Consider the following 15998-nt stretch of genomic DNA (forward strand, 5'->3'; position numbering starts at 1 on the left):
GGTCACCTCCCAGCGCCCCGATTCTGGGGCGCGGCCGGGGAACCGGCCACTCGACCACCCAGTCGGGTGGCCAGGGCGATCGCGTCCCTCGGCGCCATCACCTTCGCGTCGTTGTCGAAGTACGCGTAGACGTCGTGCTCGCGCGACCACGCCCGGATCTTCGCCGCCCACCGGTCCAGCGCCCGGTCGGTGTAGCCGCTCGTGTACAGCTCCTCGTCGCCGTGCAGCCGGACGTAGACGAAGTCCGCCGTGACGTCCTCCAGCTCGACGAACGTCTTCGCGGTGTCGGCGACGACCAGGGCCACGCCGTGCTCCCGCAGCAACGCCGGGAACGCCGGGTCGCGGAACGAGTCGTGCCGGACCTCCAGGGCGTGCCGCAGCGGCCGTCCCTCGTGGTGGCGGGGCAGCGCGCCGAAGAAGTCGGCCAGCAGGGCCGGGTCGTAGGGCAGCGTCGGCGGCAGCTGCCACAGGAACGGACCGAGCTTCGGACCCAGCGTGAGCACCCCGGAGTCGAAGAACCTGCTCAGGGCGTCACCGGGGTCGCGCAGCCGCTTCATGTGGGTGATGAAGCGGCTGCCCTTGACGGCGAAGACGAAGTCGTCCGGGGTCTGCGCCGACCACGCCTGGAAGCTCGACGGCTTCTGCAACGCGTAGAAGGTGCCGTTGATCTCCACCGAGCCCACCTGCCGCGACAGGTACTCCAGTTCGCGCTTGCGCGGCCACCCCTGCGGGTAGAACACGCCCCGCCACGGCGGGTACACCCAGCCCGACGTGCCGATGCGGATCACCACACCATTGACCTCCAGCGCCCTCGAACGTGCAAGTTTGTCCCCATGGACCCACAGACCGTCGACGCCTACCTGGACCGGATCGGCGCCTCCCGCGACAGCACCCTGGTCGAACTGCAGGAGCGGCACGCGTTCGCGGTGCCGTTCGAGAACCTGAGCATCCACCTCGGCGAGCCCATCACCCTGTCCGAGGACGCGCTGGTGGACAAGGTCGTCCGCCGTCGCCGGGGCGGTTTCTGCTACGAGTTGAACGGTGCGTTCGCCGCGTTGCTGACCGCGCTCGGGCACGACGTGCGGCTGCTGGCCGCCAGGGTGTGCAACGACGGCGCGTTCGGCCCGCCCTTCGACCACATGGCGCTGCGCGTGGGCGACCTGCTGGTCGACGTCGGGTTCGGCCGGTTCTCGCTGCGCCCGCTCGACCTGACCAGCCGGGCCGACCAGCGGGACGCCGCCGGCGTGTTCCGGCTGGTCGACGCGCCCGAGGGCGACGTCGACGTGCTGCTCGACGGGGTCGTGCAGTACCGGCTGGAGCTGCGCCCGCGCGCCCTGGACGAGTTCCGCGCGACCTGCTGGTACCAGCAGACGTGGCCGGGGTCGGTCTTCCGCCGGGCCGCGACGTGCTCGCTGCCCACGCCGGGCGGCGGCCGGGTGACCGTGGCGGGCGACAAGCTCATCGTCACCGAGGGCGGCGTGCGCCGGGAGGAGCGGCTCGACGACGCCGGGGTCATCGAGGCGCACGCCAGGCACTTCGGGATCGTGCTGGACCGCGTGCCCCGGCTCTGACGGCGTCAACCGAGGCGCGCGGCGAGCGACCTCGCGTCGTGCGGCGCCGCGCCGCGCATCGTGTTGTCGAAGTACACGTACACGTCGCGGTCCCGCGACCACGCGCGGACCTTCTGCGCCCACCGGTCCAGGGCGGCGGCGGAGTACCCGCTGGCGTACAGCTCCCGGTCGCCGTGCAGCCGGACGTAGGCGAAGTCGGCGGTCAGCTCCTCCGGCTGGGGGAAGCGGCCCGCCGACTCGGCGACGACCAGCGCGACCCCGCGCCGCGTCAGGGCGTCGATCAGCTCCGGCACCAGGTAGGAGGGGTGGCGCACCTCCAGCGCGTGCCGGACGGGCGGTCCGGGCAGGTGCCGCAGGAACGCCGCCACCCGGTCGGGGCGGTAGGGCAGGGTCGGCGGCAGCTGCCACAGGACCGGCCCGAGCTTCTCACCCAGGTCGAGGACGCCGGAGGCGAAGAACTCGTCGACGGCGCCCTCGGCGTCGCGTAACCGCCGCAGGTGGGTGACCTCCTTGTGCGCCTTGACGGCGAACACGAAGTCGTCGGGTGTGCGCACGCGCCACGAGCGGTAGTCGGCGGGCTTGCGCAGGCCGTAGAACGGTCCGTTCAGCTCCACGGTGTTCAGGGTGCGCGACAGGAATTCCAGCTCCAGGCGCTGTTGGAGACCTCGGGGGTAGAAGTCGCCCCGCCACTCGGGATAGCGCCAGCCCGACGTGCCGATCCTGATCTCACCCATAGTGGTGATCTGTTGCCCGGACGAGTGACACCCGAAACGTGCGGCACGCCGGTGAACCCTCCCGCGGCCACGACGCGCCCGACGCCCGAGAGCCCCGCAAGCCGGCGGCCTCGCCGGACCCGCCGCTAGAAGCCCGCGCCGTCCAGGGCACCGGTCACCACCCGGTCGACGCTCACCTGGCGCGGGTCGCGGGCCAGGGCGGCGGTGCAGGGGCACTGCGCCAGGTCGTTGCCGCACAGGTAGACGCCCAGCACGCGGAGGCTGCGGGCGGTGTGGCGCAGGCGCGCCGCGCCCCGCAGCGGCACTTGGCCGTACACGGCCTTGGCGAGCTGGTAGGGCGCGCCGGGGCCGAGGTCCACGCACGCCTGGCTGTCGAGCTGGTCCGCCACGTGCGCCAGCGGGCGGCAGCCGCACGACTTGGCGGAGCGCACCAGGCGCTGGTCCAGGCGGGACACCAGGCGGCTGGCCACCTCCTCCCGCCACGAGCGGTCGCGGCGCAGGAACTCGACCAGTTCCTCCACGCGCACGGGGTCGGGCAGGGGGCGGCGGACGCGGGCTCTGCGGCGGTGCGGAGTCATCCACACAAGATCGTCCACGCCCGTGCGGTGTGAGCGATCCTCACCCGCCTGCGCGCGGAGGAGCACACGTGCGTCGCAACACCCCGGTGACGCAGTGCGCCCGGCTCCCCGCGCGGGGAGCCGGGCGCACCGGTGGACTGCCCGGTCAGGCGGGCACGGACGCCACACCCGGCGGCAGGAACCGCCGGCCGGTCACCTTCTCGGCGACACCCGAGCGGTCGAGGTACGGGGTGATGCCGCCCAGCCAGAACGGCCAGCCCGCGCCGAGGATCATGCACAGGTCGATGTCCTGCGCCTCGGCCACCACGCCCTCGTCGAGCATGAGGCGGATCTCCTCGGCCAGCGCCTCCAGCGCCCGCGCCTTGACCTCCTCACCGGTCAGCGGCCGGTCGCCCGCCCGCCACAGCGCCTGGACCTCGGGGTCCACGGTCTGCTTGCCCGAGGAGTCCCACTGCCAGACGGCGTTCTTGCCGGCCGCCACGAACGCCTTCATGTTCTCCGACACGCCGAACCGGTCGGGGAACGCCGCGTGCATGGTCTCGGCCACGTGCAGCGCCACGGGCGCGCCGACGAGCTGGAGCAGCACCAGCGGCGACATGGGCAGGCCGAGGGACTCGGTGGCCTTGTCCGCCACCTCGAACGGCGTGCCCTCGTCGATGGACTTCACCACCTCGCCCATGAACCGGGTCAGCAGGCGGTTCACCACGAACGCCGGCGCGTCCTTCACCAGCACCGACGACTTCTTCAGCTGCTTGCCGACCGCGAACGCCGTCGCCAGCGTCGCGTCGTCGGTCCGCGCGGCGCGCACGACCTCCAGCAGCGGCATGATCGCCACCGGGTTGAAGAAGTGGAAGCCGACGACCCGCTCGGGGTGCTTGAGGCCGGCCGCCATGTCCGTGATGGACAGCGACGACGTGTTGGTGGCCAGCACCGCCTCGGGGGAGACGAACTCCTCGACCTCGGCGAAGACCTTCCGCTTGACGTCCAGGTCCTCGAACACGGCCTCGATCACGAAGTCGGCGTCGGCGAACGCCGCCTTGTCCAGCGACCCGGTCACCAGCGCCTTGAGGCGGTTGGCCTGGTCGGGCGACACGCGGCCCTTGGCGAGCAGCTTGTCGACCTCGCCGTGCACGTAGCCGACGCCCTTGTCCACGCGCGCCTGGTCGATGTCGGTGAGCACCACCGGCACCTCCAGCCTCCGCGCGAACAGCAGCGCCATCTGCGACGCCATCAGGCCCGCGCCGACGACGCCGACCTTGGTCACCTTGCGCGCCAGCGACTTGTCCGGCGCGCCCGCGGGCCGCTTGGCCCGCTTCTGCACCAGGTTGAACGAGTACAGGCCCGCGCGCAGCTCGTCGCTCATCACGACGTCCGCCAGCGCCTCGGTCTCGGCCGCGTACCCGGCGTCGAGGTCGTTCCCCCGCGCCAGCTCCAGCAGCTCCAGCGCCTTCAGCGCGCCCGGCGCGGCGCCCTTGGTCCGGCCCTCGACGATGGCGCGGGCGCGGGCCACGGCCGCGTCCCAGCCGGCGCCGCGGTCGATCTCGCGGCGGGTGGGCGTCACCTCGCCGCGCACCACCGACGCCAGCCACCGCAGCGACTGCTCCAGGTAGTCGGCCGAGTCGAACAGCACGTCCGCGATGCCCAGGTCGAGCGCCTGCTTCGGCTTGAGCATCCGGTTCTGGTTCAGCGCGTTCTCGAAGATCACCGTGACGGCGGCGTCCGGGCCGATCAGGTTCGGCAGGAGCTGCGTGCCGCCCCAGCCGGGGAACAGGCCGAGGAACACCTCGGGCAGCGCGATGGCCGCCGCGTTGGACGCCAGCGTCCGGTAGTGGCAGGACAGCGCCAGCTCCAGGCCGCCGCCCATGACCGCGCCGTTGACGAAGGCGAAGGTCGGGACCTCCGACTCGGTGAACCTGCGGAACACGTCGTGGCCGAGCCGCCCGATGGTCAGGGCCTGCTCGCGGGAGGACGCGCCCTCCACGGCGGCGAGGTCCGCGCCCACCGCGAAGACGAACGGCTTGCCGGTGACCGCGATCGCCACCGGTGACGCCGCGGCGGCCTCGTCGAACGCGGCGGCCAGGCTCACCAGCGACTGCGGGCCGAACGTGGACGGCCGGGTGTGGTCGTGGCCGTTGTCCAGGGTGATCAGCGCGACCCGGCCGGTGAGGCCGGGCACGGAGACCAGGCGGGTGCGGGCCGTGGTGACGACCTCGTCGGGGAAGAGGGCCTTGGCCTCGTCGGCGGTCAACGCGGTCACTTGGCTTCTCCGTTCCAGTGCGGGTTCTCCCAGATCACGGTGCCGCCCATGCCGATGCCGATGCACATCGTGGTCAGGCCGTAGCGCACGTCCGGCCGCTCGGCGAACTGCCGCGACAGCTGGGTCATCAGGCGCACGCCGGACGAGGCGAGCGGGTGGCCGGTCGCGATCGCGCCGCCCCACTGGTTGACGCGCGGGTCGTCGTCGGCGATGCCGAAGTGGTCGAGGAAGGCGAGCACCTGCACCGCGAACGCCTCGTTGATCTCGAACAGGCCGATGTCGGAGATGGTCAGGCCCGCGCGCTTGAGGGCCTTCTCCGTGGCGGGCACCGGTCCGACGCCCATGACCTCGGGCTCGACGCCCAGGAACGAGTAGCCCACCAGCCGCATCCCGATCGGCAGGCCCAGCTCGGTCGCGGTCTCCTCGTCGGCGAGGATGCAGCCGGTCGCGCCGTCGTTCAGGCCGGCCGCGTTGCCCGCGGTGACCCGGCCGTGCGGCCGGAACGGCGTCTTGAGCTTCGCCAGGTCCTCGACGGTGGTGCCGGGTCGCGGCGGCTCGTCGGCGGTGGCCAGGCCCCAGCCGTGCTCGGCGGACCGGGTCGCGACCGGCACCAGCTCGGGGCCGATCTTGCCGTTCTTCACCGCGTCGGCGTACTTGGCCTGGGAGGCGGCGGCGTAGGCGTCGGCGCGCTCCTTGGTGATGGCCGGGAACCGGTCGTGCAGGTTCTCCGCCGTCGAACCCATCACCAGCGCCGAGGGGTCGACGATCTTGTCGGACAGGAAGCGCGGGTTGGGGTCGACGCCCTCGCCCATCGGGTGGCGGCCCATGTGCTCGACGCCGCCCGCGATCACCACGTCGTACGCGCCGAACGCGATGCCGCTCGCGGCGGTCGTCACGGCCGTCATCGCGCCCGCGCACATGCGGTCGACGGCGTAGCCGGGCACCGACTTGGGCAGGCCCGCGAGCAGCGCGGCGGTGCGGCCGATGGTCAGCCCCTGGTCGCCGACCTGCGTGGTGGCCGCGATGGCGACCTCGTCCACCCGCTCGGGCGGCAGCTCCGGGTGCCGCCGCAGCAGCTCGCGGATCACCTTGACCACCAGGTCGTCGGCACGGGTCTCCGCGAAGATTCCCTTGGGGCCGGCCTTGCCGAACGGCGTGCGCACGCCGTCCACGAAGACCACGTTCCGAACGCGTGCCGGCGCTACTGGTGCGGCCACGGCGTCTCCTCCACATGTGGTGACGAATCCTGCGACCGGGGACGCGACTCCTACCGATCGGTAACACAACTCTAGCGCCTGTTACTCGTCGGTAACCACCGCGGTCGCCCTGTCGGGTCGGTCACAGCGCGCCCGGACCGCCAGGAACAGCGCGAACCCGAACGGGGACAGCACGATCGTGAACACCAGCAGCGGTCCCATCAGCAGCGGGTGCAGGCCCAGCCGCCTGCCCTCCCGGTACATCCAGGCGCCGACCAGCAGGTCCCACGCGAGCACCTGCGCCCACACCGCCGACGCGCCCCGGGGCGTGTTCAGGAACTCCCGCAGCGTGCCCAGGTCCGGGCTGCTCATGGTCGCCCACAGTTCCGGCAGGTGCCCGGCGACGAGCACCGCGTAGACCACCAGCGGCGGCACGGCGATCAGCGGTGACGAGACGATGCGGTGGGTCCGGGGCGAGGTCGGGGCGAACACCATCAGGGCCCAGAACGGGACCGTGAGCCAGAACGTGATCTCGAACAGGAAGCCGGTCATGCCGACACCGCCTGCCCGGTCGGCGCGGTCGGTCGGCTCGGCGCGGTCGACCGCGTCCGCAGCGCCCACGTCGTCGCCGCGCCGGTCCACGTCGCGACGGCCAGCGCGCCCAGGCCGGTGAGCAGGTCGGGGCGCAGCGGCGGCTGGCCGCGCAGCGCCTGCCACAGCGTCAGCGCCGTCAGGCCCGCGTACCCGATCGCGAGCACCCACGCCAGCCTGGTGTTCGCGCGCCGGCCGAACAGCAGGATCGCCAGCGGGAGCACCTGGATCGCGTGGATGCCCACGAAGTGGGGCACCCGCAGGTCGCCGCCCGCCGCGCTCCACCCCGTGATCGGCAGGTAGGGGCCGCCGTCGGGCAGGCCGACGGTGTGCGCGCCGGCGACGCCCTCGATCCCGGTCGGGCCGGTCATCAGCGTCCCGAGGGCCAGGCCGACCAGGGCCAGCGCCAGGCCGAGCCGGATGGACAGGCCGACCGCCCGGTCCTCGAACCGGGTGAACGCCAGCACGAGGGCGATCACCGCGTGCATCACCCACACGACGAGGATGGTGGTGCCCATCAGGGCGAACAGGCGTGCGTCCAGCGCCGTGGCCGTGTTGAAGTGGCTCTGCCTGCCGCGCAGGACCTGACCGACGACGATCACCATCTCGACGGTGCCGCCGAGGGCGACGACGGCGCCCGCCCACCAGCCGACGCGCCGGAAGCGGGTGGCGAAGGTGAGCATCCAGGCCAGGGCCACGGCGTACAAGCCGAGGGAGACGCCGAACTTGAACGGCTTGAACCAGATGGGGGAGCCGACCAGAATCCGGTCGTCGACCACCAGGCCGACCAGCGAGACTACCGTGACGGCGGCCATGAGCAGGGAGAACAGCACCAGCGGTGGGTGCCACCGGAGGAAGCGGGTCACGTGGGCTCCTTGAATGGATAGTGACACTTTCTACTATCGGATAGCCACAGTATCCATACTGGAGGCCGTCCAGGGAAGAGGACGATGCGCATCGCCGAGCTGAGCCGCCGAACGGGCGTGCCAGTGCCGACCATCAAGTACTACCTGCGGGAGGGCCTGCTCCCGGCGGGCGAGCTGACCAGCCCCAACCAGGCCCGGTACGACGAGGCCCACCTGCACCGGCTGCGGCTGGTGCGGGCGCTGGCGGAGGTCGGCGGGCTGTCGATCGCCGCCGTGCGCGAGGTGCTCGGCGCGCTGGACGACCCGGAGAAGTCGCTGCACAAGGCGATGGGCACGGTGGAGGTGGCGGTCTCGTCGCCCGTCGCGGTGGCCGAGGACGCGGTCGCGCACGCGCAGGCCAGGGAGTTCGTGGAGCGCCAGGGCTGGACCTACCGACCGCGCTCGGACGCGTTCCAGTCGCTGGTCGGCGTGCTGGCGACCGCGCGCGAACTCGGGCACGAGCGGTTCGTCGGGCAGCTCGACGGGTACGCGCGGGCGTGCGGTCCCCTCGCCGAGCAGGACCTCGACTACGTGCTGGGGGCGCCGACCAAGGACGCCGCGCTGGAGGTCGTGGTGGTCGGGACGGTGCTGGGTGACGCCGCGCTCGCGGCCGTGCGGCGGCTCGCCCGGCGGGAGGCGTCCGGGCGTCGGGAGGACGCCGAGCGCGGGTCGGCGGCCGGGGAAGGGGACCGCGAGGCGGCGGGCGGTGCGGCCGAGGGCGACGCCGATTGCCGGTGACCCGGTCGCGGCGGGCTCCGCCGCGACCGGGTCCGGCTAGTCCTGCGGCGCCGAGGAGAGCGCCTCCGACAGCGCCGTGGCGGTCAGCTCGACCTGCCAGTTCCGCGCACCGCCCTCGCGGAGCACCGCCGCCACGCCCTCGGGCGAGGTGTCGGCGGGCGGCTGCCAGCACGTGCGCCGCACCAGGTCCGGCAGCAGGAGGTTCTCCACCGGCAGGGTGTTCGCCTCCGCCACGGCGGTGAGCGCCGTTCGCGCGGCGGCCAGCCGTGCCGCCGCGGCCGGGTCCTTGTCCGCCCAGCGGTTCGCCGGGGGAGGCCCGTCGTGCTGCTGCGACGAGTCCGGCAGCTCGTGCCGGGGCAGCGCCGCCGCCCGGTGGAGCGCTCCCAGCCACACCGCGACCATGCGCCGCTGCGCCCGGCCGCGGAACACCGGCAGGGCGAGCAGCGCCGCCTCGTCGGGCGGGTTGCGGACCGCGGCCTCGACCAGCGCGCTGTCCGGCAGCACCCGGCCCGGCGCGATGTCGCGTTCGCGGGCCAGCGCGTCGCGCGTCTCCCACAGCGACCGCACGGCCGCCAGCTGGCGGGGGCTGCGGATGCGGTGGATGCCCGACGTCCGCCGCCACGGCTCGGACCTCGGCTTGGGCATCGGCGCGGTGCGGGCCGCCTCGAACTCCTGGAGGGCCCACTCCAGCTTGCCCTGGCGCTTCAGCTCCTGCTCCAGGACGTCCCGGAGCTCCACCAGCAGCTCCACGTCCAGGGCGGCGTAGTTCAGCCAGTCGGCGGGAAGGGGCCGGCGCGACCAGTCGGCCGCGCCGTGCCCCTTCTCCAGCCGATAACCGAGCAAGCGCTCCACGAGCGTGCCCAGCGCCACCCGTTCGAAGCCGGCCAGCCTGCCCGCCAGCTCGGTGTCGAACAACGCGCTCGGACGCAGGCCGAGTTCGGCGAGGCACGGCAGGTCCTGGGACGCCGCGTGCAACACCCACTCGGTCCCGTCCAGCGCCTGGACCAGCGGGTCGAGCCGACCGCCGAGGGCGATCGGGTCGACCAGCACGGTCCCGGCGCCCGCCCGGCGCAGTTGCACCAGGTAAGCGCGTTGCGAGTAGCGGTATCCCGAGGCTCGCTCGGTGTCCACCGCAACCGGACCGGATGCTCCGGCGAGCGCGTCAGCGGCACGCCGGAGCGCCTGAGCGTCGGCTACCACCGGCGGGACCCCATCAGCGGGTTCCGTCAGCGGGACCGGATCGGCTCCGGTTGGTTCGGTTGGCTCGTCGGAGGGTACGTCCACGGCGGAAGACCCTACGACGAACGCACCACTCGCGGGTGTGTTCGGCCCGTTCAGTGTGGCGACCCGGTCAGCGGATCACGCCGGCACGCATGGCCAGCGCGACCATCTGAGCCCGGTCCCCGGTGCCCAGCTTGCGCCCGATCCGCGACAGGTGGCTCTTCACCGTCAGCGCGGAAAGGCTGAGCGCTTCGCCGATCTCCTTGTTGCTCTGGCCATCGGCGACCAGCTGGAGGACCTCGACCTCACGCGCGGACAGCTCCCGCGGCGTGTTGTCGGTGCCCGGTACCCGGGTGCCCGCGGCGAGCACGGGCGCGACGCTCGGATCCGCGTAGACGCCGCCGTCGAGAACCCTGCGCACCCCGTCGGTGACCACCATCGGCGAGGCGGACTTCAGGAGGTACGCCTGGGCGCCCGCCTGGAAGGCCGACCTGACCGCGTAGGGGTCGTCGGAGGACGCGAGGACCACGATGCGGGGCCAGCCCTGGGCACGGAGTTCCGTGACCAGGTCGATGCCGGTGCCATCCGGCAGGCCCAGATCGAGGATCGCGAGGTCGCACGGTCCGGTTGCGAGTGCCCGCGCCCGAGCCTCCGCGACCGAAGCCGCCTCATGCACTGTCCCGGCTCCCATCTGGGTGAGCCGAGCCGATATCGCCTCCCTCAGCAGTGGGTGGTCGTCGACCACCAGCACTGAAAAAGCTCCTCCCGCGGGTGCGGGACCATGTTCGCCGGCAACGAGCCGGCTGGCGTGGTACGAACGGCCTGACCTAAGCCGACGGCAGCCACGTCACTACCTCCCTGGAGTCGGTCGTGCCCCCCGACCGGCACCGGGACTTTCGTCCAATCAGCCGCGCCACTGATCGACCGAAAGTGGTGTCGTCTGGGGCAGCGTAGCCGCCCAAGCGGGTCTACGGGACGATCAATCGGGTATCTATCCCGAATGAGTTGTGACCGCCGGCCCTTGTTGTCACACGATCGGCTGACAACTGGATAGGGCGCGTAACGCGAGTCCGTCTCACGACGACACAGAGGAGTTGCCGGTGGCGAGCACCGCAGAGCGAGGCCGGGCCGAGGAACTGCTGGCCCGCACCCCTCTCGTCGACGGGCACAACGACCTCCCGTGGGCGCTCCGCGCCGCCGCCACCGAGGCGCAAATCGGTGAAAAGTCAACGGGCCTGGACGTGTCCTCAGTCGCCCGGCACGTGGACCTCACGACGCCGCAACCCCGATTCCAGACCGACTTTTTGCGGTCTCGGCAGGGCCGGTTGGGGATGCAGTTCTGGTCCGTGTGGGTCCCGTGCCGGCTGGCGGGCGACGCAGCCGTCACCGCCGTGCTGGAGCAGGTCGAGTTGGTCCGCGAGCTGTGCGCGGTCCACCCGGACGTCCTGGGCTTCGCGACCACGGCCGACGAGGCCCTGGCGGTGTTCGGATCCGGCCGCTTGGCGTCGCTGGTCGGCGCGGAGGGCGGGCACGCCATCAACTCCTCGCTGGGCGTCCTGCGTGCGCTGCGGCGCCTCGGGGTGCGGTACCTGACCCTCACCCACAACGAGAACACGCCCTGGGCGGACTCGGCCACGGACGAACCCGGCTGCGGCGGGCTGTCCCCGTTCGGCGTCGAGGTGGTGCGCGAGATGAACCGGATCGGCATGGTCGTCGACCTCTCGCACGTGGCGGAGACGACGATGAACGCGGCGCTGGACGCGACCCGGCGGCCGGTGCTGTTCACCCACTCCTCGTGCCGCGCGGTGGCCGACCACCCGCGCAACGTGCCGGACGCGGTGCTGGAGCGGCTGCCCGCCAACGGCGGCGTGTGCATGGTGACGTTCGTGCCCGCGTTCGTCTCGGCCGCGTACGCGGAGTGGGACGCCCGGTTGAAGGACGCGATGGCCGCGGCGGGGCAGCGGCACAACGACCTGGAGGCTCGGGAGCGGTTCCAGGACTCGTGGGACGTGCCCCGGCCCCGGGTCACGGTGGAGGACGTGGTGGCGCACCTGGAGCACGCGCGGGAGGTGGCCGGGATCGACCACATCGGGCTGGGCGGGGACTACGACGGGGTGCGGGAGCTGCCGGACGGGCTGGAGGACGTGTCCACGTACCCCGTGCTGGTGGGGGCGCTGCTGGGGCGTGGGTGGAGTGAGGACGACTGCGCGAAGCTCGTCGGGGGGAACGTGCTGCGGGTGTTGCGGGACAACGAGTAGCGAGCCGGGGCGGTGCGGCTCAGGGGCAGAGCTCGAAGGGCGTCCTCGCCGGACGGGCCGGCCGCCGAGGACGGGGCGCAGCTTCAAGCGTTGCTTGCAGCTTCGCGTCGCGTGTGCGCGTGGCCTGGTGGAGGGTGCGGAGCGTCAGCGGAGGGCGCGGACGCCTACGGGGGGTAGGCCGACGGCGGTGGCCATGACGTCGTAGAAGGCTGTGCCGTGGGCGGTGAGGTCGGCGTCCCTCGCGGTCCAGGAGGCGCGCAGTTCCAGGTCGTCGGTGCGGGCCGGGCCGGCTATGTCGCCGAACCTGGCCGACGAGGTCTGCGTCACCGTGCCGCCCAGCGCCAGGAAGTCCGCGCCGGCGGTTTCCAGCGCCTCCACCAGCCACGACCAGCCCACCTCCGGCAGGAGCGGGTCGGCGGCCAGTTCCGGGTCCAGTTCCACCCGCACGTAGGCCACCAGGCGGAAGACGCCGGACCACGCGTCCACGCCGGCCGGGTCGTGCAGGAGGACCAGGCGACCGGTCGAGAGCTCGTCCGCCGGGCCCGTCGCCTCGGCCGTCAGGGCGAAGGCCCAGGGCGCCAGGCGTTGTGGCGGGCGCACCTCGGTCAGCTCCAGCTCGGGTCGGGTGCGCACCGACCTGAGCGTGGCCACCGCCCGCCGGAACAGTTCGGGCTCCGCCTCCAGTCCGGTCACACCACGGACTGTATGCCCCCCGGCGTCGTCGGGTGGGCGCGGCGCGCCGGACCTGGCGGCGTGCGGTTGGCCGCTCGTGGGAGCATGGCAGCGAGATGAGCGACAACACCGACGCACCACTGCTGGTCGCCGCGCGCGGCGGCGTCCCCTCGCGCACCCCCGTCTGGTTCATGCGGCAGGCGGGGCGCTCGCTGCCCGAGTACCGCGCGCTGCGCGAGGGCACCTCCATGCTCGACGCCTGCATGGACCCGGAGATGGTCTGCGAGATCACGCTCCAACCGGTCCGCAGGCACGACGTGGACGGCGCGATCCTGTTCTCCGACATCGTGGTGCCGTTGAAGGCGGCCGGTGTCGACCTGGACATCGTGCCCGGCACCGGGCCCGTGGTGGCCAAGCCGATCACCGGGCGCGGCGACGTCGACGCGCTGCCCGTGCTGGAGGCCCACCAGGTGCGGCCCGTGGCCGACGCCATCGGCCTGCTCAACGCCGCCCTCGGCGACGTGCCGCTGATCGGGTTCGCGGGCGCGCCGTTCACGCTGGCCTCGTACCTCGTCGAGGGCGGGCCCAGCAAGCACCACGAGCGCACCAAGGCGCTGATGCACGCCGACCCCGACCTGTGGCACGCGCTGCTGGGCCGGATCGCCGACATCACCGCCGAGTTCCTGCGGGTGCAGGTGGAGGCGGGCGTCAAGGCCGTCCAGCTGTTCGACTCGTGGGCGGGCGCGCTGTCCGAGCGGGACTACCGGGAGTTCGTGCTGCCCCACTCGGCGCGCGTCCTGGGGACGATCGACTCGGTGCCGCGCATCCACTTCGGCGTGGGCACCGGCGAGCTGCTGCCCGCCATGCGCGAGGCGGGCGCGGACGTCGTCGGCGTCGACTGGCGCACCCCGCTCGACGTCGCCGTGCGGCGGCTGCGGGACGCCGCGCCGGACCTGCCGCCGCCGGTGGTGCAGGGCAACCTGGACCCGGCGCTGCTGTTCGCCGGCGAGCGGGCGCTGCGGCGCGAGATCGAGCGGATCGTGGCCGAGGGCAAGGCCGCCGCCGGCCACATCTTCAACCTGGGGCACGGCGTGCTGCCGGACACCGACCCGGACATGATCACGAAGGCCGTCGAGTGGGTGCACCGGGCGGGATGAGCGCGTCGCACGTCGCGGTGGTCGGTGGTGGCATCTCCGGCCTGGTCGCCGCGTACCGGCTGCGCCGCCTGCTCGGGCCCCTCGCCCGGATCACCCTGCTGGAGCAGGCCGACCGGCTGGGCGGCAAGCTGCGCACCGCCGAGGTCGGCGGGCGCGCCTACGACGTCGGGGCCGAGGCGTTCCTGCACCGCAGGCCGGAGGCGGCCGAACTCGTCGCCGAACTGGGGCTCGCGCACGACCTGGCCCACCCGACGCCCGCCCCGTCCGGCATCCTCGCCGGCGGCGTCGTCCGGTCCATCCCCGCGCACACGCTGCTGGGCGTGCCCGCGTCGGTGGAGGCCGTCCGGCCGGTGCTCAGCGCCGAGGGGCTGCGCCGGGTCGCGGCCGAGCCCGACCTGCCGCCGATCGACCTCGGCGGCGCGGACGTGACCGTCGGCGCGCTGCTGCGCGAGCGGTTCGGGCCGGAGGTCGCGGACCGGCTGGTCGGGCCGCTGCTGGGCGGGGTGTACGCGGGCCGGGCCGACTCGCTGGGGCTGCGGGCCACGCTGCCGCGGCTGGCGTCCGCGCTGGACTCCGGTGTCGGCTCGCTGCTCGCCGCGGCGGCCGCGGCGGTGCCCGCGCCGCCACCGCCGGACGCCCGCCGGCCACCCGTGTTCGGCACGCTGACCGGTGGGCTGTCGACGCTGGTCGACCGGCTCGCGGAGGTCGCCGCGCCGGAGGTGCGGCTGGGGCTGCCGGTGCGCGGGCTGGCGCGCCGCGAGCACGGCTGGCGGCTGGAGGTCGGGCCCGCCACCGCGCCCGCGCGCCTGGACGTCGACGGCATCGTGCTCGCCGTGCCCGCGCCCGCCGCGCGGAAGCTGCTGGCCGACGTCGCGCCGGCCGCGTCGGCGGGGTACGCCGAGGTCGAGCTGGCGTCGATGGCCGTGGTCGCGCTCGCGCTGCCGCCCGGTACCGCGCTGCCCGAGCGGTCGGGCGTGCTGCTGGCCGAGGGTGAGCGGCACGCCGACGGCACGCCGTTCACCGCCAAGGCGTTCACCTTCTCCAGCCGCAAGTGGGCGCACCTCGACGGCGGCCCGGTGCTGGTGCGGGGCAGCGTCGGTCGGCACGGCCAGGTCGAGGTGCTCCAGCGCGCCGACGAGGAGCTGGTCGCCGCCGTCCGGGCCGACCTGGCCGAGCTGACCGGCGTGACCGCCGCGCCGGTCGACACCGCGGTCACGCGCTGGGGCGGCGGCCTGCCGCAGTACGGCGTAGGCCACCTGGACGTCGTGCGCGCCGTCGAGGAGGCCGTCGCCGGCCTGCCGGGCCTGGCGGTCGCGGGCGCGACGCTGCACGGGGTCGGCATCCCCGCCTGCGTCGCGACCGGCGACGCGGCGGCGGCACGGGTCGCCGCGCACGTGCTCGGCCGGGTGAGAGGATGAGGGCATGGGCCGCCTGAACTACAACGAGCTGAACGACACCATCCGCTACACCATGTGGTCGGTCTTCCGGGTCGAGCCCGGCCGGCTGCCCGACGACCGCGGCCCCGCCGCCACCGAGGCGCAGGAGTACCTCGACGGCCTGGCGGCCAAGGGCACCGTGGTGCGCGGCGTGTACGACGTGGCGGGCCTGCGCGCCGACGCCGACTTCATGATCTGGTGGCACTCCGAGGAGGTCGAGCAGGTCCAGGCCGCCTACACCGGGTTCCGGCGCACCGCGCTCGGGCGCGCGTCGACGCCGGTGTGGAGCCAGGTCGCGCTGCACCGGCCGGCGGAGTTCAACCGCAGCCACATCCCGGCGTTCCTGGCCGGCGAGGACCCGCGCAAGTACATCTGCGTGTACCCGTTCGTGCGGTCCTACGAGTGGTACCTGCTGCCCGACGAGGACCGCCGCCGGATGCTCGCCGACCACGGCAAGGAGGCCCGCGACTACCCGGACGTGCGGGCGAACACCGTGGCGTCGTTCGCGCTGGGCGACTACGAGTGGATCCTGGCGTTCGAGGCCGACGAGCTGCACCGGATCGTCGACCTGATGCGGCACCTGCGCGGCACGGAGGCGCGGCGGCACGTGCGCGAGGAGATCCCGTTCTACACGGGCACCCGGGTCGCGGCGGCCGAACTGGTCACCAACCTGCCGTGACGGCG

15 protein-coding genes and 1 pseudogene are annotated in these 15998 nt (G+C 73.4%); 6 read left to right on the plus strand and 10 right to left on the minus strand.

Annotated features, from left to right (window positions below):
* Positions 1-2: 2 nt before the first annotated feature.
* Positions 3-788: a DUF72 domain-containing protein gene (locus C8E97_RS10005; RefSeq protein ID WP_121011218.1), complete on the minus strand. Its 786-nt coding sequence runs from the start codon at positions 786-788 to the stop codon at positions 3-5.
* Between the two features lie 45 nt (positions 789-833).
* Here C8E97_RS10005 and C8E97_RS10010 point away from each other — a divergent pair, with 45 nt between their 5' ends.
* Positions 834-1571, plus strand: a complete 738-nt coding sequence (locus tag C8E97_RS10010; protein ID WP_121003739.1) for an arylamine N-acetyltransferase family protein — start codon at positions 834-836, stop codon at positions 1569-1571.
* Between the two features lie 5 nt (positions 1572-1576).
* Here C8E97_RS10010 and C8E97_RS10015 read toward each other — a convergent pair whose 3' ends face one another.
* The 6 genes from C8E97_RS10015 to C8E97_RS10040 form a co-directional block, all read right to left on the minus strand.
* Entirely contained in the window at positions 1577-2314 is a 738-nt protein-coding gene (locus C8E97_RS10015; protein ID WP_121011221.1) for a DUF72 domain-containing protein, read from the minus strand.
* Between the two features lie 116 nt (positions 2315-2430).
* Entirely contained in the window at positions 2431-2883 is a 453-nt protein-coding gene (locus C8E97_RS10020) for a hypothetical protein (protein WP_121003741.1), read from the minus strand.
* 145 nt (positions 2884-3028) lie between these two features.
* Positions 3029-5140 carry a 3-hydroxyacyl-CoA dehydrogenase NAD-binding domain-containing protein gene (locus C8E97_RS10025; RefSeq protein WP_170211720.1) on the minus strand — a complete coding sequence of 704 codons (2112 nt, stop codon included), beginning with the start codon at positions 5138-5140 and terminating at the stop codon, positions 3029-3031.
* A complete protein-coding gene (locus C8E97_RS10030; RefSeq protein ID WP_121003743.1) occupies positions 5137-6357 on the minus strand; it encodes a thiolase family protein in 1221 nt (406 codons plus the stop codon). The genes C8E97_RS10025 and C8E97_RS10030 overlap by 4 nt, the downstream gene beginning before the upstream one ends.
* An 81-nt stretch (positions 6358-6438) precedes the next feature.
* Positions 6439-6888, minus strand: coding sequence for an ABA4-like family protein (locus C8E97_RS10035; RefSeq protein ID WP_121011227.1), 450 nt, complete (start codon positions 6886-6888; stop codon positions 6439-6441).
* The gene (locus C8E97_RS10040; protein ID WP_121003745.1) at positions 6885-7793 is read right to left on the minus strand and encodes a hypothetical protein; all 909 of its coding nucleotides are present in this window, start codon (positions 7791-7793) and stop codon (positions 6885-6887) included. The genes C8E97_RS10035 and C8E97_RS10040 overlap by 4 nt, the downstream gene beginning before the upstream one ends.
* Positions 7794-7877: 84 nt before the next feature.
* Here C8E97_RS10040 and C8E97_RS10045 point away from each other — a divergent pair, with 84 nt between their 5' ends.
* Complete coding sequence (locus C8E97_RS10045) at positions 7878-8570, plus strand: MerR family transcriptional regulator (protein WP_121003747.1); 693 nt, start codon at positions 7878-7880, stop codon at positions 8568-8570.
* 36 nt (positions 8571-8606) lie between these two features.
* Here C8E97_RS10045 and C8E97_RS10050 read toward each other — a convergent pair whose 3' ends face one another.
* Positions 8607-9854, minus strand: a complete 1248-nt coding sequence (locus C8E97_RS10050) for a ribonuclease D (protein WP_121003749.1) — start codon at positions 9852-9854, stop codon at positions 8607-8609.
* Between the two features lie 67 nt (positions 9855-9921).
* A pseudogene (locus tag C8E97_RS10055) lies at positions 9922-10637 on the minus strand (response regulator).
* 254 nt (positions 10638-10891) lie between these two features.
* Here C8E97_RS10055 and C8E97_RS10060 point away from each other — a divergent pair.
* Complete coding sequence (locus C8E97_RS10060) at positions 10892-12049, plus strand: dipeptidase (RefSeq protein ID WP_121003751.1); 1158 nt, start codon at positions 10892-10894, stop codon at positions 12047-12049.
* Positions 12050-12193: 144 nt separating this feature from the next.
* Here the strand turns inward: C8E97_RS10060 and C8E97_RS10065 are convergent, their stop codons facing one another.
* Positions 12194-12742 (minus strand): DUF3000 domain-containing protein, encoded by a 549-nt coding sequence (locus tag C8E97_RS10065; protein WP_121003753.1) that lies wholly within the window; start codon positions 12740-12742, stop codon positions 12194-12196.
* A gap of 95 nt (positions 12743-12837) precedes the next feature.
* On the opposite strand from C8E97_RS10065, the gene hemE reads away from it, so the two are divergent.
* Genes hemE through hemQ form a run of 3 tightly spaced genes read left to right on the plus strand, consistent with a single transcriptional unit; the run spans position 12838 to position 15993 of the window.
* Positions 12838-13878: a uroporphyrinogen decarboxylase gene (gene hemE / locus C8E97_RS10070; protein ID WP_121003755.1), complete on the plus strand. Its 1041-nt coding sequence runs from the start codon at positions 12838-12840 to the stop codon at positions 13876-13878.
* Positions 13875-15296 (plus strand): protoporphyrinogen oxidase, encoded by a 1422-nt coding sequence (gene hemG, locus C8E97_RS10075; RefSeq protein ID WP_121011230.1) that lies wholly within the window; start codon positions 13875-13877, stop codon positions 15294-15296. The genes hemE and hemG overlap by 4 nt, the downstream gene beginning before the upstream one ends.
* Positions 15297-15300: 4 nt before the next feature.
* Positions 15301-15993: a hydrogen peroxide-dependent heme synthase gene (gene hemQ, locus C8E97_RS10080; RefSeq protein ID WP_121003757.1), complete on the plus strand. Its 693-nt coding sequence runs from the start codon at positions 15301-15303 to the stop codon at positions 15991-15993.
* Positions 15994-15998 lie beyond the last annotated feature (5 nt).

Source organism: Saccharothrix australiensis (assembly GCF_003634935.1).
Taxonomy (GTDB): domain Bacteria; phylum Actinomycetota; class Actinomycetes; order Mycobacteriales; family Pseudonocardiaceae; genus Actinosynnema; species Actinosynnema australiense.